Here is a 25,359-nt window from a genome sequence, read left to right on the forward strand (position 1 = left end):
CATGTTCGAACGCCTGATCCAGTTTGCCATCGAGCAGCGCATCATTGTGCTGCTCGCCGTTCTGCTCATGGCCGGCCTCGGCATCGCCAGTTATCAAAAACTGCCGATCGACGCCGTGCCGGACATCACCAACGTCCAGGTGCAAATCAACACCGGCGCCGCCGGGTTCTCGCCGCTGGAAACCGAGCAGCGCATCACCTTTCCGATTGAAACCGCGATGGCCGGTTTGCCGGCACTGGAGCAGACCCGTTCGCTGTCGCGCTCGGGGCTGTCGCAGGTCACGGTGATCTTCAAGGACGGCACTGACCTGTTCTTCGCCCGCCAATTGGTCAGCGAGCGTTTGCAGATCGCCAAGGAGCAATTGCCCGAAGGCGCGGAAGCGGTGATGGGGCCGATTTCCACCGGCCTCGGCGAGATCTTTTTATGGACAGTGGAAGCCAAGGAGGGCGCACTCAAGGACGACGGCACAGCCTACACGCCGACCGACCTGCGGGTGATTCAGGACTGGATCATCAAGCCGCAATTGCGCAACGTGCCCGGTGTCGCCGAGATCAACACTATCGGCGGTTTCGCCAAGGAATATCAGATCGCTCCGGACCCGAAACGCCTGGCCGGATACAAGCTGACCCTCACCGATCTGGTCACCGCGCTGGAGCGCAACAACGCCAACGTCGGCGCCGGTTACATCGAGCGCAGCGGCGAGCAATTGCTGATTCGCGCGCCGGGCCAAGTGGCGAGCACCGAGGACATCGCCAACATTGTCATGGCCAACGTTGACGGCACGCCGATCCGGGTGAAGAACGTCGCCAGCGTGGAAATCGGCCGCGAATTGCGCAGTGGCGCGGCCACGGAAAACGGCCGCGAAGTAGTGCTCGGCACGGTGTTCATGCTGATCGGCGAGAACAGCCGCACAGTTTCGCAAGCGGTCGCCAGCAAGCTCGAACAGATCAACAAATCCTTGCCGCAAGGCGTGATCGCGGTGCCTGTGTACGACCGCACGCACCTGGTCGACAAAGCCATTGCCACGGTGAAAAAGAACCTCATCGAAGGCGCGATTCTGGTGATCGCGATTCTGTTTCTGTTCCTCGGCAACATCCGCGCGGCGCTGATTACCGCGATGGTGATTCCGCTGTCGATGCTGTTCACCTTCACCGGGATGTTCAGCAACAAGGTCAGCGCCAACTTGATGAGCCTCGGCGCGCTGGACTTCGGCATCATCGTCGACGGTGCGGTGGTGATCGTTGAAAACACCCTGCGTCGACTGGCCCATGCGCAGCAGCATCACGGCCGTTTGCTGACCCGTGCCGAGCGTTTCAAGGAAGTCTTTGCCGCGGCGAAAGAGGCGCGGAGACCACTGATTTTCGGGCAGTTGATCATCATGGTCGTGTACCTGCCGATTTTCGCCTTGAGTGGCGTCGAAGGGAAAATGTTTCACCCGATGGCGTTTACCGTGGTGATTGCTTTGCTTGGCGCGATGTTGCTTTCCGTCACGTTCGTGCCAGCGGCGATTGCGTTGTTCGTCACGGGCAAGGTCAAGGAAGAAGAGGGCGCGGTGATGCGTGGCGCACGTCGCGTGTATGCGCCGGCGCTGGCCTGGGTCATGTCCCATCGCGCAATCGCAGTGGGCGCGGCGTTGGGCGTGATCGTGCTTAGCGGCGTGCTTACTAGCCGCATGGGCAGCGAGTTTGTACCGAGCCTCAGCGAAGGTGATTTTGCTTTGCAAGCGTTGCGTGTGCCGGGTACCAGCCTGACGCAATCGGTGGATATGCAGCAGCGGTTGGAGACGTTGATTTTGGCGAAAGTGCCGGAAGTCGAACGTGTTTTTGCTCGCACCGGCACCGCCGAAATCGCCTCCGACCCGATGCCGCCGAATATCTCCGACAGCTACGTGATGCTCAAACCCAAGGAACAGTGGCCGGATCCAGGCAAGTCCCGCGAAACCCTGATGGCCGAACTGCAAGCTTCCGCCGCGACGTTGCCGGGCAGCAACTATGAACTGTCGCAGCCGATTCAACTGCGCTTCAACGAACTGATTTCCGGCGTGCGCAGTGATGTCGCGGTGAAGGTGTTCGGTGATGACATGGACGTGCTCAATGCCACCGCTGCGAAAATCGCTGCTGCCATGCAAAAGGTCAACGGCGCATCCGAAGTGAAGGTCGAGCAAACTACCGGGCTGCCGGTGCTGACTATCAACATTGATCGCGATAAAGCCGCGCGCTACGGGCTCAACGTCGGTGATGTGCAGGACACCATTGCCGTGGCAGTGGGCGGGCGTCAGGCCGGGACGTTGTATGAGGGCGACCGGCGTTTCGATATGGTTGTGCGGTTGTCCGATGCCATGCGCAAGGACATCGACGGCTTGTCGGCACTGCTGATCCCGGTGCCGGCACTGAGTGGCGCTGCGAATCAGATCGGCTTCATCGCGCTGCAAGACGTCGCCAGCCTCGACCTGGTGCTCGGCCCGAATCAGGTCAGCCGTGAGAACGGCAAGCGTCTGGTGATCGTCAGCGCCAACGTGCGTGGGCGTGACATTGGTTCGTTTGTCAGCGAGGCCGGTGAGGTGATCGAGCGTGATGTGCAAGTCCCGGCCGGTTACTGGACCAGTTGGGGCGGCCAGTTTGAACAACTGCAATCGGCGGCCAAGCGTTTGCAGATTGTCGTGCCAGTGGCGCTGCTGCTGGTGTTCGGCTTGTTGTTCATGATGTTCAACAACCTCAAGGACGGCTTGCTGGTGTTTACCGGGATTCCGTTTGCCTTGACCGGTGGGGTCATGGCGTTGTGGTTGCGGGATATTCCGCTGTCGATTTCGGCGGGGGTCGGTTTTATCGCGTTGTCCGGGGTGGCGGTGTTGAACGGCTTGGTGATGATTGCGTTTATTCGTAATTTGCGCGAGGAGGGGCGGTCGCTTTCGGATGCCATTCACGAAGGTGCGCTGACGCGTTTGCGACCTGTGTTGATGACGGCGTTGGTGGCTTCGCTGGGCTTTATTCCGATGGCGCTTGCGACCGGCACAGGTGCGGAGGTGCAGCGACCACTGGCAACCGTGGTGATCGGCGGAATCCTGTCCTCCACGATCCTCACGCTGCTGATCTTGCCGGCGCTCTACCAACTCGCCCATCGCCGGGAAGAAGACACCGTTCCAACTAAATAGGTAATCCCCTCTGTAGGAGTGAGCCTGATCGCGATAGCGGTCTATCAGGCAGATCTACATTGACTGACCCACCGCTATCGCGAGCAGGCTCACTCCTACAGGTTTTGTGTTCGACTTCAGAAGTGTGTCCGGGAGATAACGGATATGTAATTTCCCCGCCACCGTGACGATAGGTTCGGATTGTTACCTTGATCCCGTCAGTTACTTAAACGAGGAATCAAAGATGAAAATCGTACAGATGGGTACTTTTGTTGTGGCGTTGGCGATCTCTTCCGTGGCCTTGGCCGAAGGCGGTGGCGACCGCACATTCGAGCGGATGATGACCAGCAACGACCGCTCCATGGAGTTGTTCGTCGCCAAGGAAAAAGCCGCCGGCAACCCGGTGGTCGTCAACGACAAGAAGGACGACAAGACCCGCGATCTGTAAGCCTGCTGCACCTGAACAAGCCCTTCATCGCGCATCGATGCCGGGCTTTTTTTTCAAGCCCGGACGGGAAGGAAATGGATATGAACATGCTCAAGTGGATCGCGTTCGTCGGCGTAATGGCGATGTCTGCGAATGTGCTGGCCGAAGGCGGTGGTGACCGCACCTTTGAACGCGCGCTCAGCGCCAACAGCAAAGCCATGGAACAGTACGCCGCCAACCAGGGCAAAGCGCCGCCGGCGGTGAAGGATTACGAATACGGAATGAAGCTGGACGTGGTCAAAGTGGTGAGTGTGGTGAAGCCGCAGCCTGCGTGCAAAGTGGTGCCCACCGCCATGACATATGAGGACTCCAAAGGTCAGCTCAACACCATCAAGTACAGCGTGATGGGCGTGTGTCGGAACGGCGGGAGCTGAATCCGCCACGCCAGAACGCGGCCCCGTGTAGGAGCTGCCGAAGGCTGCGATCTTTTGACTTTGATTCTAAAGATCAAGATCAAAAGATCGCAGCCTTCGGCAGCTCCTACAGGGGTCGAATTTCAATATCACGATGCGTATTTCAATTCGTGATGTTTAAAGGTTGTGTGGGAAGTGCGGAACCTTCCCACAATGTTTTCAGGTTGTCCGTCGGACGTCAGCTCTCTAGCCTGTGGGGGTCGCTGCCAATTCAGCGATCGGGATTGGAACCCCGTGGCTTTACAGAAAGCGAAAGCACTTTTCATGACGTATGCTTGCACACCTTTGATGGTATGCAGTTCGTTATGGCAGCTGTGCGCGGGAGACTTCGAGTCTGTCGGGTTTTCTGTTCCCCGGGTTCCAACCTGCGTACAGCTGCCACCCTTTCGATTGGAACCGAATGGGCCAGCTCCACTTTCAGAACAGAAGATGAACCTTATGAAAAAGCCAACCCCAAATCCCCCCGAAGCAGACGCAATCCCCGACGCCAACTCAACATCCCCCTACGCCTCCGTCGACACCCGAAAACTCCACGAAGCCGCCGACCGCGCCCTCGACTTCTACCTCAAACCCTCAGCCGCCATCATGTCCGCACCGTACATCCCCAACCAGATGTTCCTGGTCAATCCCAAAGCCGACACCGAATCACTACTGGCCAACGCCAGCGAATCCCTGGCCTCGGCCACGGTGATGCTCGGTGACTTCGCCGCATTGCTGGGCGGCACCCATCGCAAGACCCTGCTGGGTATCGCGCAGGTGGTCATGCTCGGTGAACTGGCGGTGAACAAAGCGCTGGATAACGTGGAGGTCACGACGTAGGCAAAGGTCCTTTGGCGAGGATCTCTTTCTCGCCAGACTAAATAAAATGACCGTGTATCTGAAAGCTATACGCGTATATGCATTAGCTACACGGTCGGTATAGAATCGACTCCGAAGCTGCTCACATGGCTTCGCACCTCAAACGTTAGATCTCACGTTAAGAGCATGGCCTAAACCTCTCCGGGCCACTCAAGGAGTCAGAAAATGAAAAGTAAACAAAAGCTGATGTGCTAACGCCATAAGGAGGCTCCAGTTCCAACATCACCTACCCAGATGGGAAACAGAACAAATGTCCACAACTGAAAGCGTTGAAAAATCCAAACCCGTTCCAATCAACATGAGAGCGGACGAAAAGAAACGTAATCTGATCGATTTGGCAGCCGCCATGTCTGGTCGTGATCGCACAAGTTTTATCCTGGAAGCTGCCTGCCAAAAAGCTGAAGAGGTGATTCTGGATAAACGACTGTTCCTTCTCGACGACAGCGCATTTGACGCATTCGAACAGGCTATTGAAGCCAATCCGGCTCGAGGTAACGAATGCCTGCACCAACTGCTCGCACGTCCAAAACGTTGGAGTTGACCGCCCCCGAGAAGCTCAACGACCTACACGAGCTCAATGCTTTCGATTCTGGTGAGGTGACCATTGACCATTACCTGCAGAGGAAGGCGCGAAAAGCCCAATCCACCAAGCAGGCTGTTGTGTACGTCAGTTGCCTCAAAGGCACGTCGAATGTGATGGCCTATTACACTCTCTCCAGCGGATCAGTCGCCCGTGCCAGCGTCATGCCGAAGAGCAGTCAACGCAATTCGCCCAGTGTCCATCCGGTAACTCTATTGGGGCGTATGGGGGTAACGCGCGAAGCTCAGGGCCAAGGTTTCGCTGTCGATTTACTGCAAGATGCGATTGAAAGAGCCCTCAACGCGTCTCAGTCGATCGGATCCAGCGCAATAATTGTTCATCCCTTGAATGATCGGCTGTCGAGCTTTTATATCAAGTACGCGGGATTCATTCCGTGCCCCGACATTTCCCCTATAACCCTGATGCTGCCTCTACGCTAAAGCTTGGCTTTCAGCTACCCGCTAGGTTGTCTTGATAGCGGGTTGATTATGTCGCGACCGCAGCGCAAAAAAAGGCGCCCCGAAGGACGCCAAAAGATTCACCTCTTACCAAAGGAGCAAGGAGCTTCTAAAGGTGAATTTGCATCAACCGCGCAATCAAAGAATCGCCAACGGATACTCGACAATCACCCGCACTTCATCCAGATCCGACTCGAACGCCGTGGCGCGTGTCGTCGCCTGGCGCAAGCGCAGTGACAGGTCTTTCATCGAACCGCTTTGCACCAAGTATTTGACTTCGATGTCGCGCTCCCAACGTTTCTGATCGGTCAGCGGATTGCCCTCGGCATCGCGGCGCATGTACACGGCGTTGGCGTTGGAATAGTCGGCGTCGGTGCCGCGCGCGTAACGGGTCATGAACGACAAACCGGGTACGCCATAAGTGCTCATGTCGAGGTCATAACGCACCATCCACGAGCGTTCTTTCGGCGAGTTGAAATCGCTGTACTGGATCGAGTTGTCGAGGAAGATCGAGTCGGACTGGCGCAGGTAATCGAAGTCGTCATTGCCGTTATTGCGTTGGTGGGAGAGGGCGACCGAATGGGCGCCGAGTTTTACGCCGACACGGCCGCTCCAGATGTTGTTGTCGAACTCGCCGAGCAGTTGTTTGCCTTCATCGACGGCTTTGTAATAGTTCAGGCCACCGAACAGCGACAGGTCGTCCGAGAGCGGATAAGTCCAGGCAGTGCCAGCGTAGTACTGATTCCACGCATCCTTGAGACGGCTGGAATACAGACTGAAACTGAGGTTCTTGTTCAATGCGTAATCGCCGCCACCGTAAGCGATCCACGGCGAATTGACCGGGCCAGCGTAGAACGTGGCGAAGTTCTCGCGCATGTCGCTGGACGCCGGCTGGCTCATCGCATGCAATCGACCGCCCTGCACCGACAGACCTTCAATGCTGGTGTTGCTCGCTGTCACCCCGCGAAAGCTTTCCGGCAACAAGCGCGAATCACCGGCCGCCACCATCGGATTGACCGGGAACACATCACCGACCCTGACCACCGTATCGAACGCACGAATTTTCGCGGCGCCACCGACCTTGGTGTATTCGTCTCGCGCCTCGCCATCACTGTTAACCGGCAACACATCAAACGAACTGCGCCCGCCGTTTCGCCCGTCACCGGTATCGAGCTTCAGCCCGATCATCGCAAACGCATCAACACCGACGCCGACGGTGCCCTGGGTGAAACCGGATTCGAACTTGCTGATCACCGCATGCGACCAGGCTTCGGAATAACCGTTGCCGGTGGGGCTGGACTGGCCGTTGCGATGATCACGATTGAAGTAAAAGTTGCGGTTGAGCACCGTCAGGCTACTGCCTTCGACAAAGCCCTCGGGTTTGTCTTCTGCAAACACCATGGACGGCCCGGCGCCGACCACCACCACCGCTAAAGCGGCCATCGATATTTTTGTAGGGTTAACCATCAAACACTCCTTGGGTTCGGCAGAACGGGAACGTGCTTCGGCGTGGGTTTTATTGTTCGACGGGGCAGGGCCCGCCGGCATGGTCGCCGGGTGACATCGTTGCAAGCTGCGGATAACGCCAAGGTGATGAGGGAATTACAATTTCGTCATGTGGTTATATGAATTGAGTGAACGCCACACAAAACTGTGGGAGCGAGCCTGCTCCGGGCGGCGTTCCGACGAAAGCGGAGTGTCAGCCAATCAAGATGTTGAAAGTGCCTACGCCATCGCGAGCAGGCTCACTCCCACAGTAGTCTGAGTGAGTCTGATAGGTCGCATGAGTGCAGATGTGGCTTTTTATCGTTCGAAGGTATCCAGCAAACCGTGTGATAGAGAGGCATCAGTTTCGGCGGGAAGTATGAGTTTGCCCTTCGTGTCGCCGATCCGTTTTACACGCGTCTTCTTCAATGTGATTTTGCCTTGGCGTTCTCTGGCTATCGCACCAATGCCATCCATCAACTCTGAAAAAATATCCCGCTTCATGGTTCGTGGATCTCCACTTGATAGGTGATCCTCAAATGTAACTACAAATGTCTTCTACGGAATGTCAGCCGTTGCTCACGGGTTTGCAGGCAAATTCCTAAAAAGGGGGGAGCGTAGTAAGTCAAAAGATCGCACAAAAACAAAAACGGCACCCGAAGGTGCCGTTTTCATTTCTAGCCAGCCAAGCTATCAGCCCGCCAGACCCGCCTGCTGAACCAGTGTCAGCAATGGCTGCGGGTACACACCCAGGAAGAACGCGACCAGGGCGATGGCCAGCAGCATCACGCCGCCTGCCTTCTGTTCCCAGTGCAGCTGCGCGTCGTGGCGACGCAGGTTTGGCTCGATCAGGTAGAGAGTGACCATCACGCGCAGGTAGTAGAAGACGCCGATGGCGCTGCCCAGCACCAGCGAGCCGACCAGCCACCATTGATGCGATTCAACACCGGTAGCGATGATGTAGAACTTGCCGATGAAGCCTGCAGTCAGCGGGATACCGGCCAGCGACAGCATCATCACGGTCAGCACGGCGGTCAGGTACGGACGGCGCCAGAACAGGCCGCGGTATTCGTACAGGGCATCCGCGTCACGGCCGTTGTACGGCGAGGACATCAGGGTGATCACGCCGAAGGCGCCGAGGCTGGTGATCACATAAGTCACCAGGTACACGCCGATGGCTTCCACCGCCAGACCCTTGCTCGCCACCAGCGCGATCAGCAGGTAGCCGAAGTGCGCGATGGACGAGTAACCGAGCAGACGCTTGAGGTTGCTCTGGGTCAGGGCCAGCAGGTTACCGAACAGGATCGAGGCGATGGCGATGACGGTCAGCACGTCGCTCAGTACGCCACTGCTGGCGGCAGGGGAGATCTGGAACAGACGCACCATCACTGCAAACACCGCAACCTTGGAAGCGGTCGCGAGGAACGCCGCCACCGGTGCCGGAGCACCTTCGTAGACATCCGGCGTCCACAGGTGGAACGGTACCAGCGAGAGCTTGAACGCCAGACCGATCAGCATCATGCCCAGACCCAGTTGCGCCAGCGAGCTAGGCAGGCCAGTCGCAGCCAGAGCCTGACCGATACCGACGAAGCTCAGCGAACCCGAGTCGGCGTACAGCAGCGCCATACCGAACAACAGGAACGCGGAGCCAGCGGCCGACAGCACCATGTATTTGATGCCGGCTTCCAGCGAACGCTTGTTGAAGAAGGCGTAAGCCACCAGACCGTAGACCGGTACCGAGAGCAGTTCCAGACCGATGAACAAACCGGCCAGGTGCTGCGCGCTGACCAGAACCAGACCACCGGCGGCGGCCATCAGGATCAGCAGGTAGAGTTCTTCACGGTTGCCCGGGTAACCCGAACCGCCATCGCCCAGATAGGCGTGGGCGAGGGTGACACAGGCGAGGGTGGCGACCAGGATCAGCGCCATGTACAGGCAAGCGAACGTGTCGATTTGCAGCAGTGGAGTCACGGCCAGAGGCGCGACTTTCAGGGCTGGGAGGATCGACAGCAAGGCCAGGTTCAGACCGGCGACCGAGATCAGGAAAGTCTGCGAGTGGTTGCGGCGCCAGGCGATTGCCAGCATCACCACGATAATGGTGAGGCTGGTGATCAACAGTGGCGCAAGCGCAATAAAGTGTTGAATCGTGAATTCCATAGCGCTCTTACCGGGCCGAAGCGAGTTGAGTGAAGGCGGTGCCGAGCCACTGCTGAACGCCATGCATCGTGGCGGCAGAAGTGTCGAGGAACGGTTGCGGGTAGACGCCGATGTAGATCAGCAACACCGCAAGGCCCAGCACCATGATCAGTTCGCGAGCGTCCATACCGTGCAGGATCGAATCCGATTTCGCCGGACCGAAGTAGGCACGGTGGATCATGATCAGCGAGTAGACCGAACCGAACACCAGACCGGAGGTGGCAATCGCAGTGATCCACGGCCAGCTGGCGAAGGAGCCGATCAGGATCAGGAACTCACCGACAAAGTTACCGGTACCTGGCAGACCCAGCGAAGCGGCTGCAAAGAACAGGCTGATTGCTGGCAGGTAAGCGATACGCGACCACACACCGCCCATCTCACGCATGTCACGAGTGTGCAAACGCTCGTACAACTGACCGCTGAGGATAAACAGTGCCGCCGCCGACACACCGTGCGCGAGCATCTGGATCACTGCACCTTGCAGGGCCAGTTGGCTGCCGGAGTAGATGCCGATCAACACGAAACCCATGTGGGAAACGGACGAGAAGGCGATCAGACGCTTGATGTCGGTTTGTGCGAAAGCGAGGAACGCACCGTAGAAGATCCCGACCAGACCGAGGGTCATGGCGATCGGCGCAAACTCGGCCGAAGCGTTCGGGAACAATGGCAGGGCGAAACGCAGCAGACCGTAGGCAGCGGTTTTCAGCAAGATACCGGCGAGGTCGACGGAACCGGCAGTCGGCGCCTGGGCGTGGGCATCAGGCAACCACGAGTGGAACGGTACAACCGGCAGCTTGACCGCGAAGGCGATGAAGAAGCCGAGCATCAGGATGTACTCGGTGGTCATCGACATCTTGGTTTTCAACAGGTCGGCGTAGTTGAAGGTAATCACGCCAGTGTTGTTGAAGTTGACCAGCACCAGACCGAGGATCGCCACCAGCATGATCAGACCGGAAGCCTGAGTGAAGATGAAGAACTTGGTCGCTGCGTAGATCCGGGTTTTCTTGCCGTCCGAAGAACTGTGACCCCAGAGCGCGATGAGGAAGTACATCGGCACCAGCATCATTTCCCAGAAGAAGAAGAACATGAACAGGTCGAGGGCGAGGAACACGCCGACCACGCCGCCGAGGATCCACATCAGGTTCAGGTGGAAGAAGCCAACGTGACGTTGAATCTCTTTCCACGAGCAGAGTACCGAGAGGATACCCAGCAGACCGGTCAGCAGGATCATCAACAGCGACAGGCCGTCGAGGGCCAGGTGCACGTTGATGCCGAAGCGCTGGATCCAGACATGCTTGAACTCAAGCGCCCAGGTCGGATCGGCGCCAGGCGCCGGGGCAAATGAATAGTCACCGTGGGCCCACAGCCAGAGGCCGAGGGCGAGTTCCAGGGTCATGGTCAACAGCGCAATCCAGCGGGGGAGGGTAGCGCCGAAGCGCTCACCCATCCAGCACAGCAGGCCGCCGATGAAGGGGATCAGGATTAGCCAAGGCAGAATCATGACGGGCTCGTTTCCTTTCGCAAATTCGCAAGGTTCATATCAGACCGCTACCAGCACGATGGCGCCAATGACCAGCACGGCACCAGCAGCCATCGAAGCAGCGTACCAACGCAGTTGACCGGTCTCGGTGCGGCTCAGGGCGGTGTGACCACCCTTGGCCATACGCGGGATCAGACCGATGGTCTGGTCGAGCGGGTCTTTGCGCAGTACGTGGCTGATCGCCAGGTAAGGCTTGACGAACAGTTTGTCGTAGATCCAGTCGAAGCCCCAGGCAGCGAACCACCAGGCCGAAAGGAAACGGCCGATGCCGCTGTTGGCGATGGCCGTGACGAAGCGACGCTTGCCGAGGAACAGCAGCGCTGCCAGCAGGATACCGGCCAGGGCGATGGCGCCCGAGGCGATTTCCAGACTGTGCTTGGCTTCGCCACCGGCATGGCCAACGCTTTCTGGCAGCACGCCGTGCAGTGGCGGAACGATCATCGCGCCAATGGCGGTGGACAATACGATCAGCACCGACAACGGCAGCCAGTGAGCGATGCCGTGACCGGCGTGGGCTTCGGTCTTGGCTTCACCGTGGAACGTGATGAAGATCAGGCGGAAGGTGTACAGCGACGTCATGAACGCGCCGACCAGACCTGCGTAAAGCAGACCGTGGTTGCCGCTGGCGAACGCTTCCCAAAGGATTTCGTCCTTGGAGTAGAAGCCGGCGGTGACCAGAGGCAGAGCAGCCAGTGCCGCGCCGCCGACGATGAAGCTGGCGTAGGCCAGTGGCAGTTTTTTCCACAGACCGCCCATCTTGAAGATGTTCTGCTCGTGGTGGCAGGCAACGATCACCGCACCGGAAGCAAGGAACAGCAAGGCCTTGAAGAAGGCGTGGGTCATCAGGTGGAAAATCGCGCCATCCCATGCACCAACGCCCAGCGCCAGGAACATGTAGCCGATCTGGCTCATGGTCGAGTAGGCGAGGATACGTTTGATGTCGGTCTGAACCAGAGCGGCGAAACCAGCGAGCACCAGCGTCACACCACCAACGATGCCGACCAAGTGCAGGATTTCCGGCGCCAGGGTGAACAGACCGTGGGTACGGGCGATCAGGTAAACACCGGCAGTAACCATGGTTGCGGCGTGGATCAGTGCCGACACCGGGGTCGGGCCGGCCATCGCGTCCGCGAGCCAGGTTTGCAGCGGCAGTTGTGCCGATTTACCGACCGCACCACCCAGCAGCATCAGCGTTGCCAGCGTGATCCAGAAGTCGCCGACCTGGAATTTCTGCGGTGCCAGCACCAGCAGTTCCTGGATATTCAACGTGCCCACTTGCTGGAACAGGATGAACAGGCCGATGGCCATGAACACGTCGCCGATCCGGGTCACGATGAAAGCCTTGAGTGCGGCGTTACCGTTGTTGCGGTTGCTGTAGTAGAAACCGATCAACAGGTACGAGCACAGGCCCACGCCTTCCCAGCCGAAGTACAGGAACAACAGGTTATCGCCGAGCACCAGGAACAGCATGCTGGCGATAAACAGGTTGGTGTACGAGAAGAAGCGCGAGTAGCCCGCTTCACCGCGCATGTACCAGGACGCGAACAGGTGGATCAGGAAACCCACGCCAACGACCACGCCAAGCATGGTGATCGACAGGCCGTCGACGTAGAGGGCGAAGTCAGGCTTGAAGCCTTCGACCGCCATCCACTTCCACAGCACCAGGGTGTAGTGACCGCCTTCGGGTGGTGCGACGTTGAATTGCCAGATGACGTAGGCGGCGACAATCGCCGACAAGCCAATGGAACCCACGCCGATCAGCGCCGAGAGGTTTTCCGACCAGCGTCCACGGGAGAACGACAGCAGCAGGAAACCGATCAGAGGGAATACGAAAGTCAGAAAGATCAGGTTCATCCGCGCATCTCACTGGCAGCGTCGATATCGAGCGTGTGGAAGCGGCGATACAGTTGCAGCAGGATCGCCAGACCAATACTGGCCTCGGCGGCTGCAAGGCTGATCACCAGGATGAACATGATCTGTCCATCCGGCTGGCCCCAACGGGCGCCAGCAACGATGAACGCCAATGCAGAGGCGTTCATCATCACTTCCAGACTCATCAACACGAACAAAATGTTGCGGCGGACCATCAGGCCGACCAGACCAAGGCAGAACAGGATGCCGGCAACTGCCAGACCATGTTCGAGAGGGATAGCAGGCATGTCTTACTCCTTCGCCTCGTTACGGCCCAAATGGAACGCCGTGACGGCTGCGGCAAGCAGCAGCATCGAGGCGAGTTCGACCACCAGCAGGTACGGACCGAACAGGCTGATGCCCACGGCTTTCGCGTCTACGGTGGTGTGGCCGATGGCCTGGCCGCTCTGGTGAGCGAACAGCACATACAGCAGTTCGGCCAGCAGCAGCGCGGCGAGAATCACCGGACCGGCCCAGATGCCGGGCTTGAGCCAGACGCGTTCTTGCTGAACCGAGGCGGGACCCAGGTTCAGCATCATCACCACGAACACGAACAGCACCATGATGGCGCCGGCGTAAGCGATCACTTCCAGCACGCCGGCGAACGGTGCGCCGAGTGCGAAGAAGGTCATGGCCACGGCGATCAACGAGATGATCAGGTAGAGCAGGGCGTGCACAGGGTTGGTGTTGGTGACTACGCGAAGCGTGGACACAACAGCGATACCCGATGCGAAATAGAAAGCGAATTCCATCGTTCTTCCTTAAGGCAGCAAGCTCTTCACGTTGATCGGTTCGGCTTCGTTCTGCGCGGAGCCTTTCGGCTTGCCAGCGATTGCCATACCTGCAACACGATAGAAGTTGTAATCAGGGTTTTTGCCGGGGCCGGAGATCAGCAGATCTTCTTTCTCGTACACCAGGTCCTGACGTTTGAACTCGGCCATCTCGAAATCCGGTGTCAGCTGGATCGCGGTGGTCGGACAGGCTTCCTCGCAGAGACCGCAGAAAATGCAGCGCGAGAAGTTGATACGGAAGAAGTCCGGGTACCAGCGACCGTCTTCGGTTTCAGCTTTCTGCAGCGAGATGCAACCCACCGGGCAAGCCACGGCGCACAGGTTGCAGGCTACGCAACGCTCTTCGCCATCGGGGTCACGGGTCAGGACGATGCGACCGCGGTAGCGTGGTGGCAGGTAGACCGCTTCTTCCGGGTATTGCAGGGTGTCGCGCTTGCGAAAGCCATGGCCGAAGACCATGACCAGGCTGCGCAACTGGGTACCAGTACCCTTAACGATGTCGCCAATATATTTGAACATGGGTCAAATCCTCACTGAACCGCGACTGCAGGCGTGTTCCACAACACGACCGCAGCGGTCACCAGCAAATTGATCAGGGTCAGTGGCAGGCAGAATTTCCAGCTGAAATCCATCACCTGGTCATAACGCGGACGCGGGATGGAAGCGCGCAGCAGGATGAACAGCATGATGAAGAACGCGGTCTTCAGTGCGAACCAGACGAACGCCAGTTGCGGCAAGATGCCGAACGGACCGTGCCAGCCACCGAAGAACAGGGTGACCAGCAGCGCCGAGATCAGGATGATGCCGATGTATTCACCGACGAAGAACATGCCCCATTTCATACCGGCGTATTCAATGTGGTAACCGTCGGCCAGTTCCTGTTCCGCTTCCGGCTGGTCGAACGGGTGACGGTGAGTCACGGCGACGCCAGCGATGAAGAAGGTACAGAAGCCGAAGAACTGCGGAATGATGAACCACAGGTTCTGCGCCTGGTACTCGACGATGTCGCGCATGTTGAACGAGCCGACCTGCACCACGATGCCCATCAGGGCCAGGCCCATGAACACTTCGTAGGACACGGTCTGCGCCGACGCACGCAAGCTGCCGAGCAGGGCGAACTTGTTGTTACTCGACCAGCCGGCGAACAACACCGCGTAGACCGACAGACCGGCCATGGCGAAGAAGAACAGCAGGCCGATGTTCAGATCCGCGACACCCCAGGTCGGGGTGATCGGGATGATCGCAAAGGCGATCAGCAGGGCGGACATGGCCACCACCGGCGCCAAAGTGAAGATCACTTTGTCGGCAAAAGGCGGGGTCCAGTCTTCCTTGAAGAACATCTTCAGCATGTCGGCGGCGATCTGGAACATACCAAACGGGCCAACGCGGTTCGGACCGTAACGGTCCTGCCACCAGCCCAGCAGGCGACGTTCGACAAAGCTGAGCAACGCGCCTGCCACCACAACGGCCAGCAAAATCACGATGGCTTTGACGACCGAGAGGATCACATCGATCACTTCAGGGGTGAACCAGGTCATTGCGCTGCCTCCTGCAGACCGTCGACGGATACGCCGGCGAATGCCGGTGGAATGCCGGCGATGCCCGCAGGCAATGCCACCAGACCTGCGCCCAGTTCTTCATTGATACGCAGCGGCAGACGCAGGGTCTGACCGGCCACGTTCAGGCTCAGCAGGGCACCGTCATTGACGCCCAGACGATCCGCTTCCGACTTGGCCAGAGCCACGTACGGAGCCGGAATGCGCTCTTGAACCGGTGCGGCTTTCGAAGAGTTTTCTTCGCTGCCGAACAGGTGGAAGAACGGCACGGCTTGCCAGGTGCCCGGCGCCGGGTTGAATGCGCGCGGTGCTGCAGCGAACCAGTTCAGCGAATCGCCAGTGCTTTCGATCAGGCGGGTGCCCGGGTCGCCAGCACGGATGTGACCGCCGACTTCGTCCTGGAACTTGTTCCACGCTTGTGGCGAGTTCCAGCCCGGCGACCATGCAAATGGCACCTGCTGACGCGGTTCGGCAGAGCCCGAGTAACCTTCCATGGAGAAGGCGAACGCGGTGTCTTTGTCTTGCGGGGTGCGTGGTTCGTGAACGCTGATGTCGGCGCGCATCGCGGTGCGACCGGAATAACGCAGCGGCTCACGCGCCAGTTTCAGACCCTTGATGCGGAACGCCGCCGATGGTGCAGCGTCGACGATACGCGCCAGTTGCTCGGTGCTCGAAGCAACGGCAGCGGTGACGTGGTCGAGTTGCGTCCAGTCGATCGGTTGGTTCAGCAGGGTCGCGCGCAGGGCGTGCAGCCAGCGCCAGCCTTCGTGAACCAGGATGCTCGCATCCATGTATTGTGGGTCGAAAACCTGGAAGAAGCGCTGGGCGCGACCTTCCTGGCTGACCAAAGTACCGTCGCCTTCAGCGAAGCTTGCGGCTGGCAGCACCAGGTGCGCGCGGTCGCTGGTAGCCGTCTTCTGATGGTCAGCAACGATCACCACTTGCGCAGCGTTCAGTGCAGCATCGACCTTGTCTTTGGCGGTGCGGGTGTACAGATCGTTTTCCAGCACAACGATCGCGTCAGCCTTACCGTCGATGACGGCTTGCAGCGCCGCATCCACCGATTCGCCACCGAGCATGGCCAGACCAAGGCTGTTGGCTTCCGGCACGATCAGGCTGATCGAACCGTTCTTCTCGCGCAGCTTCAGCGCCTTGGCGATGTTCGCGGCGGCTTCGATCAAGGCTTTGGAGCCCAGCGAAGTACCGGCGATGATCAGCGGACGTTTGGCAGCGAGCAGGGCGTCAGCAATACGCTGAGCCAGTTCCAGTGCTTCGGCGTCCAGACCTTCAACGGCCGGCGCGCTGGCGTCCAGTGCGTGAGCAACGGCGAAACCGATGCGTGCCAAGTCATCCGGAGCAGCGTGTACGCATTCTTCAGCGATGTCGTCGAGCTTGGTTTCAGCCAGGCTGGCGATGAACAGCGGGTTCAGCGCGTGCTGACCGATGTTCTTCACCGCAGCGTCGAGCCAAGGCTGAACGCGCATGGCTTCGGCCATGTCTTCAGCTTTACCTTTGACCGACTGACGCAGGGACAGCGCCACACGGGCGGCGGTCTGGGTCAGGTCTTCACCGAGGACGAAAATCGCGTCGTGGTCTTCGATGTCGCGCATGTTCGGCACTGGCAACGGGCTGTCTTTCAGCACTTGCAGGACCAGACGGATGCGCTCCAGTTCGGACGCTTCGATACCCGAGTAGAAGTGCTCGGCGCCAACCAGTTCGCGCAACGCATAGTTGCTTTCGAGGCTGGCGCGCGGCGAACCGATACCGACGATGTTGCGACCGCGCAGCAGGTCAGCGGCTTTATCCAGCGCGGCATCCAGACCGAGCTTGGTGCCGTCGGCCAGCAGCGGCTGACGTGGACGGTCGGTGCGGTTGACGTAGCCATAACCGAAACGGCCACGGTCGCACAGGAAGTACTGGTTCACCGAACCGTTGAAACGGTTTTCGATGCGACGCAGCTCACCGTAACGCTCGCCCGGGGAGATGTTGCAACCGCTCGAGCAGCCGTGGCAGATGCTCGGCGCGAATTGCATGTCCCACTTGCGGTTGTAACGCTCGGAGTGAGTCTTGTCGGTGAACACACCGGTTGGGCAGACCTCGGTGAGGTTGCCGGAGAACTCGCTTTCGAGGGTGCCGTCTTCAACGCGACCGAAGTACACGTTGTCGTGGGCGCCGAACACACCGAGGTCGGTGCCGCCAGCGTAATCCTTGTAGAAGCGCACGCAGCGATAGCAAGCGATGCAGCGGTTCATTTCGTGGGAAATGAACGGCCCCAGTTGCTGGTTCTGGTGGGTGCGTTTGGTGAAGCGATAACGGCGCTCGTTGTGGCCGGTCATCACTGTCATGTCTTGCAGGTGGCAATGACCGCCTTCTTCGCACACAGGGCAGTCGTGCGGGTGGTTGGTCATCAGCCATTCAACAACACTGGCGCGGAACGCCTTGGATTCTTCATCTTCGATGGAGATCCAGGTGTTGTCGGTGGCCGGGGTCATGCAGGACATGACGATGCGACCACGGGTGTCGTTCTCGTCGGTGTACTGCTTGACCGCGCACTGGCGGCAGGCCCCGACGCTACCAAGCGCGGGGTGCCAGCAGAAATAAGGGATGTCGAGGCCCAGCGACAGACATGCCTGTAACAGGTTGTCTGCCCCGTCGACTTCGAGCGCTTTGCCGTCTACGTGGATAGTGGCCATGGTTCAAAGGTCTTCGTTGGCCCGGTGTCAGCGGGCGTGGCTAATGGAATCTTGTTATCCGTCCGAATCCAGTCAGCCCCGAAAGGCGTCATCGGACGAAAGGCGAAGGGCACGGACCCTTCGCCTTTTTAAGCGTTTACGCGCCGATTACGATCGGCCTTGCCAGAGGCGGGACGGCGGCGCTGACTGGCGCGATACCGGCTTCGAACTCTGGACGGAAGTATTTGATGGCGCTGCCCAACGGCTCCACGGCACCCGGTGCGTGGGCACAGAAGGTTTTGCCCGGGCCGAGGAAGTTGACCAGACCCAGCAGGGTCTCGATGTCGCCTGGCTGACCGCGGCCTTGTTCGATGGCCATCAAGAGCTTGACGCTCCATGGCAGACCATCACGGCACGGGGTGCAGAAACCGCACGACTCGCGAGCGAAGAACTGCTCCATGTTGCGCAGCAAGGAGACCATGTTGACGCTGTCGTCCACCGCCATGGCCAGGCCGGTACCCATACGGGTGCCCACTTTGGCGATGCCGCCGGCGTACATTTGTGCGTCGAGGTGTTCAGGCAGGAGGAAACCGGTACCGGCGCCACCTGGCTGCCAGGCCTTGAGTTTGAAACCGTCGCGCATGCCGCCGGCGTAGTCTTCGAACAACTCGCGACCGGTGACGCCGAATGGCAGTTCCCACAGGCCCGGGTTTTTGACTTTGCCGGAGAAGCCCATGAGCTTGGTGCCCATGTCTTCGCTGCCTTCGCGGGCCAACGATTTGTACCAGTCAACACCGTCGGCAATGATCGCCGGCACGTTGCACAGGGTTTCGACGTTGTTCACGCAGGTCGGCTTGCCCCACACGCCGACGGCGGCAGGGAAGGGCGGCTTTGAGCGCGGGTTGGCGCGGCGGCCTTCGAGGGAGTTGATCAGCGCGGTTTCTTCACCGCAGATGTAGCGCCCGGCGCCGGTGTGGACGAACAACTCGAAATCGAAGCCGCTGCCCAGAATGTTTTTGCCCAGCAGGCCAGCAGCCTTGGCTTCTTCCACGGCACGGTTGAGGTGCTTGGCGGCGGTGGTGTATTCGCCACGCAGGAAGATGTAGCCACGGTAGGTTTTCAGTGCGCGCGCACTGATCAGCATGCCTTCGATCAGCAGATGGGGCAGTTGCTCCATCAGCATGCGGTCTTTCCAGGTGTTCGGCTCCATCTCGTCCGCGTTGCACAGCAGGTAGCGGATGTTGATGGATTCGTCTTTGGGCATCAGGCCCCACTTCACGCCAGTGGGGAAACCTGCACCGCCGCGACCTTTGAGGCCGGCGTCTTTCACGGTCTGGACGATAGCGTCCTGATCCATGTCGGCGAAGGCTTTGCGCGCCGCAGCGTAACCGTTCTTGGCCTGGTACTCGTCGAGCCACACGGCTTCGCCGTCATCGCGCAGACGCCAGGTCAGCGGGTGAGTCTCGGCCGAACGCTGAATGCGGTTGGCAGGACCGAAAGATGTCAGGGTCATACGTAGCCCTCGAGCAGTTTGGCGACGCCAGCAGGCTGCACATCACCAAAGGTGTCGTCGTCGATCATCAGCGCCGGTGCCTTGTCGCAGTTACCGAGGCAGCAGACAGGCAGCAGGGTGAAACGACCGTCGGTGGTGGTCTGACCCAGGCCGATGCCCAGATTGTTCTGGATTTCGCTGACCACCGACTCGTGGCCGCCGATGTAGCAGACCATGCTGTCGCAGACGCGAATGATGTGACGGCCAACCGGCTGACGGAAAATCTGGCTATAGAACGTCGCCACACCTTCAACGTCGCTGGCCGGGATGCCAAGGATCTCGCCGATCGCGTACAAGGCGCCATCCGGCACCCAGCCGCGTTCTTTCTGAACGATCTTCAGGGCTTCGATCGACGCCGCGCGCGGGTCTTCGTAGTGATGCAGCTCGTGCTCGATGGCCGAGCGCTCGGTTTCACTGAGGGTGAAACGGTCTGTCTGGATAAGCGTGCTGTTCATGCTTAGCGGTCCACGTCGGCCATAACGAAATCGATACTACCCAGGTACGCAATCATGTCCGCGACCATGCTGCCTTTGATCACCGAAGGGATCTGTTGCAGATGCGGGAAGCTTGGAGTGCGGATCCGGGTACGGTAGCTCATGGTGCCGCCGTCGCTCGTCAGGTAATAACTGTTGATGCCCTTGGTCGCTTCGATCATCTGGAAGGATTCGTTGGCCGGCATCACCGGGCCCCACGAAACTTGCAGGAAGTGCGTGATCAAGGTTTCGATGTGCTGCAGCGTGCGCTCTTTCGGCGGCGGCGTGGTCAGCGGGTGATCCGCCTTGTACGGGCCTTCCGGCATGTTGCGCATGCATTGGTCGATGATCTTGATGCTCTGGCGCATCTCTTCGACGCGAACCATGCAGCGGTCGTAGGCATCGCCATTGGCGGCCAGCGGCACTTCGAACTCGAAGTTCTCGTAGCCGGAGTACGGACGCGCTTTACGCAGGTCGAAATCGCAACCGGTCGAACGCAGGCCAGCACCGGTGACACCCCATTCCAGGGCTTCTTTGGTGTTGTACTGGGCGACGCCGATGGTACGACCCTTGAGGATGCTGTTCTGCAGGGCAGCCTTGGTGTATTCGTCGAGGCGTTTTGGCAGCCATTCAACGAAGTCTTTCACCAGTTTTTCCCAGCCGCGCGGCAGGTCGTGGGCAACACCACCGATGCGGTACCAGGCCGGGTGCAGACGGAAACCGGTAATGGCTTCAATCACCGTGTACGCCTTCTGGCGGTCGGTGAAGGTGAAGAACACCGGGGTCATCGCACCAACGTCCTGGATGTAAGTCCCGAGGAACAGCAGGTGGCTGGTGATTCGGAAGAACTCGGCCATCATGATGCGGATGACGTCGACCTTCTCAGGCACTTTGATGCCGGCCAGCTTCTCGACCGAGAGCACGTACGGCAGGTTGTTCATCACGCCGCCGAGGTAGTCGATACGGTCGGTGTACGGGATGAAACTGTGCCACGACTGACGCTCGGCCATCTTCTCGGCACCACGGTGGTGGTAACCGATGTCCGGCACGCAGTCGACGATCTCTTCACCGTCCAGTTGCAGAATGATGCGGAATGCACCGTGCGCCGAAGGGTGGTTCGGGCCGAGGTTGAGGAACATGTAGTCCTCGTTCGGGCCGGAACGCTTCATGCCCCAGTCTTCCGGACGGAAACGCGCGGCTTCTTCCTCGAGCTGTTGCTTGGCGAGGTTGAGGCTGTACGGATCGAATTCGGTGGCGCGCGCCGGGAAGTCCTTGCGCAACGGGTGACCTTCCCAGGTCGGCGGCATCATGATGCGCGACAGGTGCGGGTGACCTTTGAAGTCGATACCGAACATGTCCCAGACTTCACGCTCGTACCAGTTGGCGTTCGGCCAGATGCTGGTGACGGTCGGCAAGCTGAGGTCGCTCTCGGACAAGGCGACCTTGATCATCACGTCACTATTACGCTCCAGCGACATGAGGTGATAGAACACGGTGAACTCGGCGTCGCTCGGCAGCCCTTGACGCTTGGTGCGCAGACGCTCGTCCACGCCGTGCAGGTCATAGAGCATGACGTACGGCTTGGGCAGGTTACGCAGGAAGGTCAGGACCTCGACGAGTCTGGCACGCGCCACCCACAGCACCGGCATGCCGGTGCGGGTCGGCTGAGCGGTGAACGCTTCGGCGCCAAAACGGTTGTTCAATTCAACGACCACATCCTGGTCGTCTGCCTTATAAGGCGGGATGTACAGAGCGCTGCCTGTAGTCATGGTTATTTTTTCGCTTTCGGTCAACGTAAAGAATGAAGCCAGCTTCTCGTTTCTTTTTCAGAACAGATCTGGATCAGACTTCGTCAGGGCTGCGCAGGTTGGTGACTGCGATTCGCTGTTCGCGGCGCTGTTCCTTCTGCGAAGGCATGTCGGCGCGATAAACGCCTTGATCACCAACGACCCAGGAAAGCGGACGACGCTCCTTGCCGATCGATTCCTGCAACAGCATCAAGCCTTGCAGAAATGCTTCCGGACGAGGAGGGCAGCCAGGTACGTAGACGTCCACGGGCAGGAACTTGTCCACCCCTTGAACCACAGAGTAGATGTCGTACATGCCACCGGAGTTAGCGCACGAACCCATGGAGATAACCCACTTCGGTTCGAGCATCTGCTCGTAGAGACGCTGGATGATCGGCGCCATCTTGATGAAGCAGGTGCCGGCGATAACCATGAAGTCGGCCTGACGCGGCGATGCCCGGATAACTTCGGCGCCAAAGCGCGCGATGTCGTGGGGCGCCGTGAAGGCGGTGGTCATTTCCACGTAGCAGCACGACAAGCCGAAGTTGTACGGCCACAGGGAGTTCTTGCGTCCCCAGTTGACCGCGCCACTCAGCACGTCTTCCAGCTTGCCCATGAAAATGTTTTTGTGGACTTGATCTTCTAACGGATCGGAAACGGTTTCCCGTTCGCCAATCGGATACTGCTCGTTAGGAGCATCGGGGTCGATCCTGGTGAGATTGTATTGCATTGCCAAAGCCTCATTGTTTCAGCTTCGCCTGCCGCTTGCGACGAGCTTCCGGAGCCCAGTCAAGGGCGCCCACTCGGAACAGGTAGACAAGACCTGCCAACAGAATTGCTATGAAAACGAGAGCTTCGACGAATCCGGTCCAGCCGCTTTCGCGGACGGACACAGACCATGCAAAGAGAAAGAGGGCTTCGATATCGAAGATCACGAACAGCATCGCGACCAGATAGAATTTGGCTGAGAGCCGCAAGCGGGCGCCACCGGTAGGTAGCATGCCGGACTCGAACGGTTCGTTTTTGCTGCGACCCCAGGCTTTTGACCCGAGGAGGCTGGAGACGCCAAGCATGAAGGCACACAGGCCGACGACACCCAGAAGGAAAATGGCAAAGCCCCAGTTGTGGGCCATGAGTCCTGTCGCTTCGGGCATGCTGGTAATCCTTAACAGAGAGCAAAGGTCTCTGAGCTTGATAAAGAAATAGGCAGTGACGATATGTCGCAGCAATCAATCGCGCTGATTTTATGGCTAAACACCCTGCAAGTAAAATTCCTATAGCGAAATTATTTATTGGAATAAGGACATAGCGCATCTCCAATGCCCTGCAGCCCATGCGTTGCGGGCATTAGGCGGGTTTATGCAAATAATGTTTTGTAGGGAATGTAACGAACATAGTTGTGGCTAAATGATAATTGATATCGTTTGAAGTGTATTTGCAACTGTTGAGCGGGTCGTTAGTTGGGAAGTTGTCTTACTTGCGCGTTACTGCAAGTAGCGACGGCGCCCGTTTTAGCGGATTTTTCTGACGGATGTACCGCGCTGGATCAATGTTTTCTCCGAACGACGCCGATCCCTGTAGGAGTGAGCCTGCTCGCGATAGCGGTGGTTCAGTCACCGCTGCGCAAACTGACCCACGGCTATCGCGAGCAGGCTCACTCCTACAGGGATTTTTGGTGTTCATTAAATCGGGGCAAAAAAAACGCCCCGAACCAGTCGGGGCGTCAGTTTTGCGGCTCTGCGGTTAGCTTTCTATACGATCCGCAGAGGCCGTTTGCTCAGCGAAGCCGAATCAGTGGAACTGTTCTTCTTCAGTCGAACCGGTCAGTGCGGTTACCGAGGACGAGCCACCTTGAATCACGGTGGTCATGTCGTCGAAGTAGCCGGTGCCCACTTCCTGCTGGTGCGCCACGAAGGTGTAACCCTTGGCGGCGTCAGCGAATTCCTGCTCCTGCAGTTTCACGTAGGCAGTCATGTCGTTGCGGGCGTAGTCATGCGCCAGGTTGAACATGCTGTGCCACATGTTGTGAATGCCGGCCAGGGTGATGAACTGGTGCTTGTAACCCATGGCGGACAGTTCGCGCTGGAACTTGGCGATGGTCGCGTCGTCGAGGTTTTTCTTCCAGTTGAAGGACGGCGAGCAGTTGTACGACAGCAGTTGGTCCGGGTATTCCTTTTTGATCGCTTCGGCGAAACGACGAGCCTCGTCCAGATCCGGCTTGGCGGTTTCGCACCAGATCAAGTCGGCGTATGGCGCGTAAGCCAGGCCACGAGCAATGGCTTGATCCAGGCCGGCGCGGACCTTGTAGAAACCTTCCTGAGTGCGCTCGCCAGTCACGAACGGCTGGTCGTACGGGTCGCAATCGGAAGTCAGCAGGTCAGCAGCGTTGGCGTCGGTACGGGCCAGAATGATGGTCGGGGTACCGGCAACGTCAGCAGCCAGACGAGCAGCGGTCAGCTTCTGTACGGCTTCCTGAGTAGGAACCAGTACTTTACCGCCCATGTGACCGCATTTTTTCACGGAAGCCAGTTGGTCTTCGAAGTGAACGCCGGCGGCGCCTGCTTCGATCATGCTCTTCATCAGCTCGTAGGCGTTCAGCACGCCGCCGAAACCGGCTTCGGCGTCAGCCACGATCGGCGCGAAGTAGTCGATGTAGCCATCGTCGCCCGGGTTCTTGCCGGCTTTCCACTGGATCTGGTCAGCACGACGGAACGAGTTGTTGATGCGCTTGACCACGGTTGGAACCGAATCCACCGGGTACAGCGACTGGTCCGGGTACATGGATTCTGCGGAGTTGTTGTCCGCAGCCACTTGCCAGCCCGACAGGTAGATCGCCTGGATACCGGCTTTAACCTGCTGAACAGCCTGGCCGCCAGTCAGGGCGCCCATGCAGTTGACGAAATCTTTCTCAGGACGGAAGGACGGCTTGGCACCCTGGGTGACCAGGTTCCACAGCTTGTCGGCGCCCATTTTTGCAAAGGTGTGCTCAGGTTGAACCGAGCCACGCAGACGGACGACGTCAGCAGCGGAGTAAGTGCGTGTCACGCCTTTCCAGCGCGGGTTTTCAGCCCAGTCTTTTTCGAGGGCTGCAATTTGCTGTTCGCGTGTCAGTGCCATGGAGATAAACCTCGTCGCGTCTTTTATGAAAAGTTGTTCTGCGGTGGAAAATTCCTGCGCTCGCTGACCAGAAGCTTAGGTGGTCAAGTCGGATTCGGCGGGGTAGGCGACGGGATGAACGATGGGCTCGAGGGGAAGTGAGCAGGTAGTGGCGGACTGTGGGCGCATTCGGGCGTCGTGGGCCTCTATACGTTCTACAGTGTGAAGCCGGGTTACCTAAATACGCTTCCGTCCCTCGGGACAACTTCGTTCCAGTCGGCAACCTCGTCAAACACACCTTGTGGGCGGTACAGACACGAAGCGGTTCGCGGGGTAGGTGCGAACATCGCTTCGAAGGCCCTTGCCAGGGCCTC

The 25,359-nt window shown here is 58.8% G+C and carries 21 protein-coding genes and 1 pseudogene; 6 read left to right on the plus strand and 16 right to left on the minus strand.

The features are described 5' to 3' along the window. Window position 1: 1 nt before the first annotated feature. The 6 genes from ACI514_RS06485 (at window position 2) to ACI514_RS06510 (ending at window position 5,908) form a co-directional block, all read left to right on the plus strand. Window positions 2–3,151, plus strand: a complete 3,150-nt coding sequence (locus ACI514_RS06485; RefSeq protein WP_405123322.1) for a CusA/CzcA family heavy metal efflux RND transporter — start codon at window positions 2–4, stop codon at window positions 3,149–3,151. Window positions 3,152–3,374: 223 nt separating this feature from the next. Further along, window positions 3,375–3,578 carry a co-regulatory protein PtrA N-terminal domain-containing protein gene (locus tag ACI514_RS06490; protein WP_160058632.1) on the plus strand — a complete coding sequence of 68 codons (204 nt, stop codon included), beginning with the start codon at window positions 3,375–3,377 and terminating at the stop codon, window positions 3,576–3,578. Between the two features lie 80 nt (window positions 3,579–3,658). Then, window positions 3,659–3,991 carry a DUF2790 domain-containing protein gene (locus ACI514_RS06495; RefSeq protein WP_405123323.1) on the plus strand — a complete coding sequence of 111 codons (333 nt, stop codon included), beginning with the start codon at window positions 3,659–3,661 and terminating at the stop codon, window positions 3,989–3,991. A 477-nt stretch (window positions 3,992–4,468) separates the two neighbouring features. Continuing rightward, the gene (locus tag ACI514_RS06500; protein WP_160058630.1) at window positions 4,469–4,849 is read left to right on the plus strand and encodes a DUF6124 family protein; all 381 of its coding nucleotides are present in this window, start codon (window positions 4,469–4,471) and stop codon (window positions 4,847–4,849) included. Window positions 4,850–5,138: 289 nt separating this feature from the next. Next, entirely contained in the window at window positions 5,139–5,429 is a 291-nt protein-coding gene (locus ACI514_RS06505; RefSeq protein WP_041073246.1) for a DUF1778 domain-containing protein, read from the plus strand. Then, complete coding sequence (locus ACI514_RS06510) at window positions 5,387–5,908, plus strand: hypothetical protein (RefSeq protein ID WP_160058629.1); 522 nt, start codon at window positions 5,387–5,389, stop codon at window positions 5,906–5,908. The genes ACI514_RS06505 and ACI514_RS06510 overlap by 43 nt, the downstream gene beginning before the upstream one ends. 156 nt (window positions 5,909–6,064) lie before the next feature. On the opposite strand, the gene ACI514_RS06515 is transcribed toward ACI514_RS06510, so the two are convergent. The 16 genes and pseudogenes from ACI514_RS06515 to aceA all read right to left on the minus strand — a co-directional run bounded on the left by ACI514_RS06515 (window position 6,065) and on the right by aceA (window position 25,006). Further along, window positions 6,065–7,393 (minus strand): OprD family porin, encoded by a 1,329-nt coding sequence (locus ACI514_RS06515; RefSeq protein WP_405123324.1) that lies wholly within the window; start codon window positions 7,391–7,393, stop codon window positions 6,065–6,067. 426 nt (window positions 7,394–7,819) lie between these two features. Beyond that, window positions 7,820–7,915: pseudogene (locus tag ACI514_RS06520) on the minus strand (transcriptional regulator); the annotation flags it as partial. 189 nt (window positions 7,916–8,104) lie between these two features. Beyond that, window positions 8,105–9,568 (minus strand): NADH-quinone oxidoreductase subunit NuoN, encoded by a 1,464-nt coding sequence (gene nuoN / locus ACI514_RS06525; protein WP_007920173.1) that lies wholly within the window; start codon window positions 9,566–9,568, stop codon window positions 8,105–8,107. 7 nt (window positions 9,569–9,575) lie between these two features. Next, complete coding sequence (gene nuoM / locus ACI514_RS06530; protein WP_160058627.1) at window positions 9,576–11,108, minus strand: NADH-quinone oxidoreductase subunit M; 1,533 nt, start codon at window positions 11,106–11,108, stop codon at window positions 9,576–9,578. Window positions 11,109–11,147: 39 nt separating this feature from the next. Beyond that, complete coding sequence (gene nuoL, locus ACI514_RS06535) at window positions 11,148–13,001, minus strand: NADH-quinone oxidoreductase subunit L (protein ID WP_038362640.1); 1,854 nt, start codon at window positions 12,999–13,001, stop codon at window positions 11,148–11,150. Next, window positions 12,998–13,306, minus strand: a complete 309-nt coding sequence (gene nuoK, locus ACI514_RS06540; RefSeq protein WP_003223790.1) for an NADH-quinone oxidoreductase subunit NuoK — start codon at window positions 13,304–13,306, stop codon at window positions 12,998–13,000. Before nuoK ends, nuoL begins: the two co-directional genes overlap by 4 nt. Window positions 13,307–13,309: 3 nt before the next feature. After that, window positions 13,310–13,810, minus strand: coding sequence for an NADH-quinone oxidoreductase subunit J (gene nuoJ, locus ACI514_RS06545; RefSeq protein WP_007920176.1), 501 nt, complete (start codon window positions 13,808–13,810; stop codon window positions 13,310–13,312). 9 nt (window positions 13,811–13,819) lie between these two features. Further along, window positions 13,820–14,368: an NADH-quinone oxidoreductase subunit NuoI gene (gene nuoI / locus ACI514_RS06550; RefSeq protein ID WP_007920177.1), complete on the minus strand. Its 549-nt coding sequence runs from the start codon at window positions 14,366–14,368 to the stop codon at window positions 13,820–13,822. Window positions 14,369–14,379: 11 nt separating this feature from the next. Then, window positions 14,380–15,387 carry an NADH-quinone oxidoreductase subunit NuoH gene (nuoH, locus tag ACI514_RS06555; protein ID WP_007920179.1) on the minus strand — a complete coding sequence of 336 codons (1,008 nt, stop codon included), beginning with the start codon at window positions 15,385–15,387 and terminating at the stop codon, window positions 14,380–14,382. Next, complete coding sequence (gene nuoG, locus ACI514_RS06560; RefSeq protein ID WP_160058626.1) at window positions 15,384–18,098, minus strand: NADH-quinone oxidoreductase subunit NuoG; 2,715 nt, start codon at window positions 18,096–18,098, stop codon at window positions 15,384–15,386. The genes nuoH and nuoG overlap by 4 nt, the downstream gene beginning before the upstream one ends. Before the next feature lie 136 nt (window positions 18,099–18,234). Next, a complete protein-coding gene (gene nuoF, locus ACI514_RS06565; protein WP_007920184.1) occupies window positions 18,235–19,590 on the minus strand; it encodes an NADH-quinone oxidoreductase subunit NuoF in 1,356 nt (451 codons plus the stop codon). Next, a complete protein-coding gene (nuoE, locus tag ACI514_RS06570) occupies window positions 19,587–20,084 on the minus strand; it encodes an NADH-quinone oxidoreductase subunit NuoE (protein WP_007920186.1) in 498 nt (165 codons plus the stop codon). The genes nuoF and nuoE overlap by 4 nt, the downstream gene beginning before the upstream one ends. A gap of 2 nt (window positions 20,085–20,086) precedes the next feature. After that, entirely contained in the window at window positions 20,087–21,871 is a 1,785-nt protein-coding gene (gene nuoC / locus ACI514_RS06575) for an NADH-quinone oxidoreductase subunit C/D (protein ID WP_160058625.1), read from the minus strand. Window positions 21,872–21,944: 73 nt separating this feature from the next. Beyond that, window positions 21,945–22,619: an NADH-quinone oxidoreductase subunit B family protein gene (locus ACI514_RS06580; RefSeq protein WP_053121628.1), complete on the minus strand. Its 675-nt coding sequence runs from the start codon at window positions 22,617–22,619 to the stop codon at window positions 21,945–21,947. 10 nt (window positions 22,620–22,629) lie between these two features. Beyond that, on the minus strand, window positions 22,630–23,043 hold the full coding sequence (locus ACI514_RS06585; RefSeq protein WP_003223812.1) for an NADH-quinone oxidoreductase subunit A: 414 nt from the start codon (window positions 23,041–23,043) through the stop codon (window positions 22,630–22,632). A gap of 637 nt (window positions 23,044–23,680) precedes the next feature. Further along, a complete protein-coding gene (aceA, locus tag ACI514_RS06590; protein WP_007920195.1) occupies window positions 23,681–25,006 on the minus strand; it encodes an isocitrate lyase in 1,326 nt (441 codons plus the stop codon). Window positions 25,007–25,359: the final 353 nt, after the last annotated feature.

The organism is Pseudomonas sp. M20 (assembly GCF_045037865.1).
Taxonomy (GTDB): domain Bacteria; phylum Pseudomonadota; class Gammaproteobacteria; order Pseudomonadales; family Pseudomonadaceae; genus Aquipseudomonas.

Coding starts and splice junctions, on each gene's coding strand:
- nuoE (WP_007920186.1), bottom strand. CDS start 20,084: ATGAACAGCACGCTTATCCAGACAGACCGTTTCACCCTCAGTGAAACC.
- ACI514_RS06585 (WP_003223812.1), bottom strand. CDS start 23,043: ATGCCCGAAGCGACAGGACTCATGGCCCACAACTGGGGCTTTGCCATT.
- ACI514_RS06500 (WP_160058630.1), top strand. CDS start 4,469: ATGAAAAAGCCAACCCCAAATCCCCCCGAAGCAGACGCAATCCCCGAC.
- ACI514_RS06505 (WP_041073246.1), top strand. CDS start 5,139: ATGTCCACAACTGAAAGCGTTGAAAAATCCAAACCCGTTCCAATCAAC.
- nuoM (WP_160058627.1), bottom strand. CDS start 11,108: ATGATTCTGCCTTGGCTAATCCTGATCCCCTTCATCGGCGGCCTGCTG.
- nuoH (WP_007920179.1), bottom strand. CDS start 15,387: ATGACCTGGTTCACCCCTGAAGTGATCGATGTGATCCTCTCGGTCGTC.
- nuoF (WP_007920184.1), bottom strand. CDS start 19,590: ATGACCCTGACATCTTTCGGTCCTGCCAACCGCATTCAGCGTTCGGCC.
- ACI514_RS06490 (WP_160058632.1), top strand. CDS start 3,375: ATGAAAATCGTACAGATGGGTACTTTTGTTGTGGCGTTGGCGATCTCT.
- nuoJ (WP_007920176.1), bottom strand. CDS start 13,810: ATGGAATTCGCTTTCTATTTCGCATCGGGTATCGCTGTTGTGTCCACG.
- ACI514_RS06510 (WP_160058629.1), top strand. CDS start 5,387: ATGCCTGCACCAACTGCTCGCACGTCCAAAACGTTGGAGTTGACCGCC.
- ACI514_RS06515 (WP_405123324.1), bottom strand. CDS start 7,393: ATGGTTAACCCTACAAAAATATCGATGGCCGCTTTAGCGGTGGTGGTG.
- nuoI (WP_007920177.1), bottom strand. CDS start 14,368: ATGTTCAAATATATTGGCGACATCGTTAAGGGTACTGGTACCCAGTTG.
- nuoN (WP_007920173.1), bottom strand. CDS start 9,568: ATGGAATTCACGATTCAACACTTTATTGCGCTTGCGCCACTGTTGATC.
- aceA (WP_007920195.1), bottom strand. CDS start 25,006: ATGGCACTGACACGCGAACAGCAAATTGCAGCCCTCGAAAAAGACTGG.
- ACI514_RS06485 (WP_405123322.1), top strand. CDS start 2: ATGTTCGAACGCCTGATCCAGTTTGCCATCGAGCAGCGCATCATTGTG.
- nuoL (WP_038362640.1), bottom strand. CDS start 13,001: ATGAACCTGATCTTTCTGACTTTCGTATTCCCTCTGATCGGTTTCCTG.
- nuoK (WP_003223790.1), bottom strand. CDS start 13,306: ATGCCTGCTATCCCTCTCGAACATGGTCTGGCAGTTGCCGGCATCCTG.
- nuoG (WP_160058626.1), bottom strand. CDS start 18,098: ATGGCCACTATCCACGTAGACGGCAAAGCGCTCGAAGTCGACGGGGCA.
- nuoC (WP_160058625.1), bottom strand. CDS start 21,871: ATGACTACAGGCAGCGCTCTGTACATCCCGCCTTATAAGGCAGACGAC.
- ACI514_RS06580 (WP_053121628.1), bottom strand. CDS start 22,619: ATGCAATACAATCTCACCAGGATCGACCCCGATGCTCCTAACGAGCAG.
- ACI514_RS06495 (WP_405123323.1), top strand. CDS start 3,659: ATGAACATGCTCAAGTGGATCGCGTTCGTCGGCGTAATGGCGATGTCT.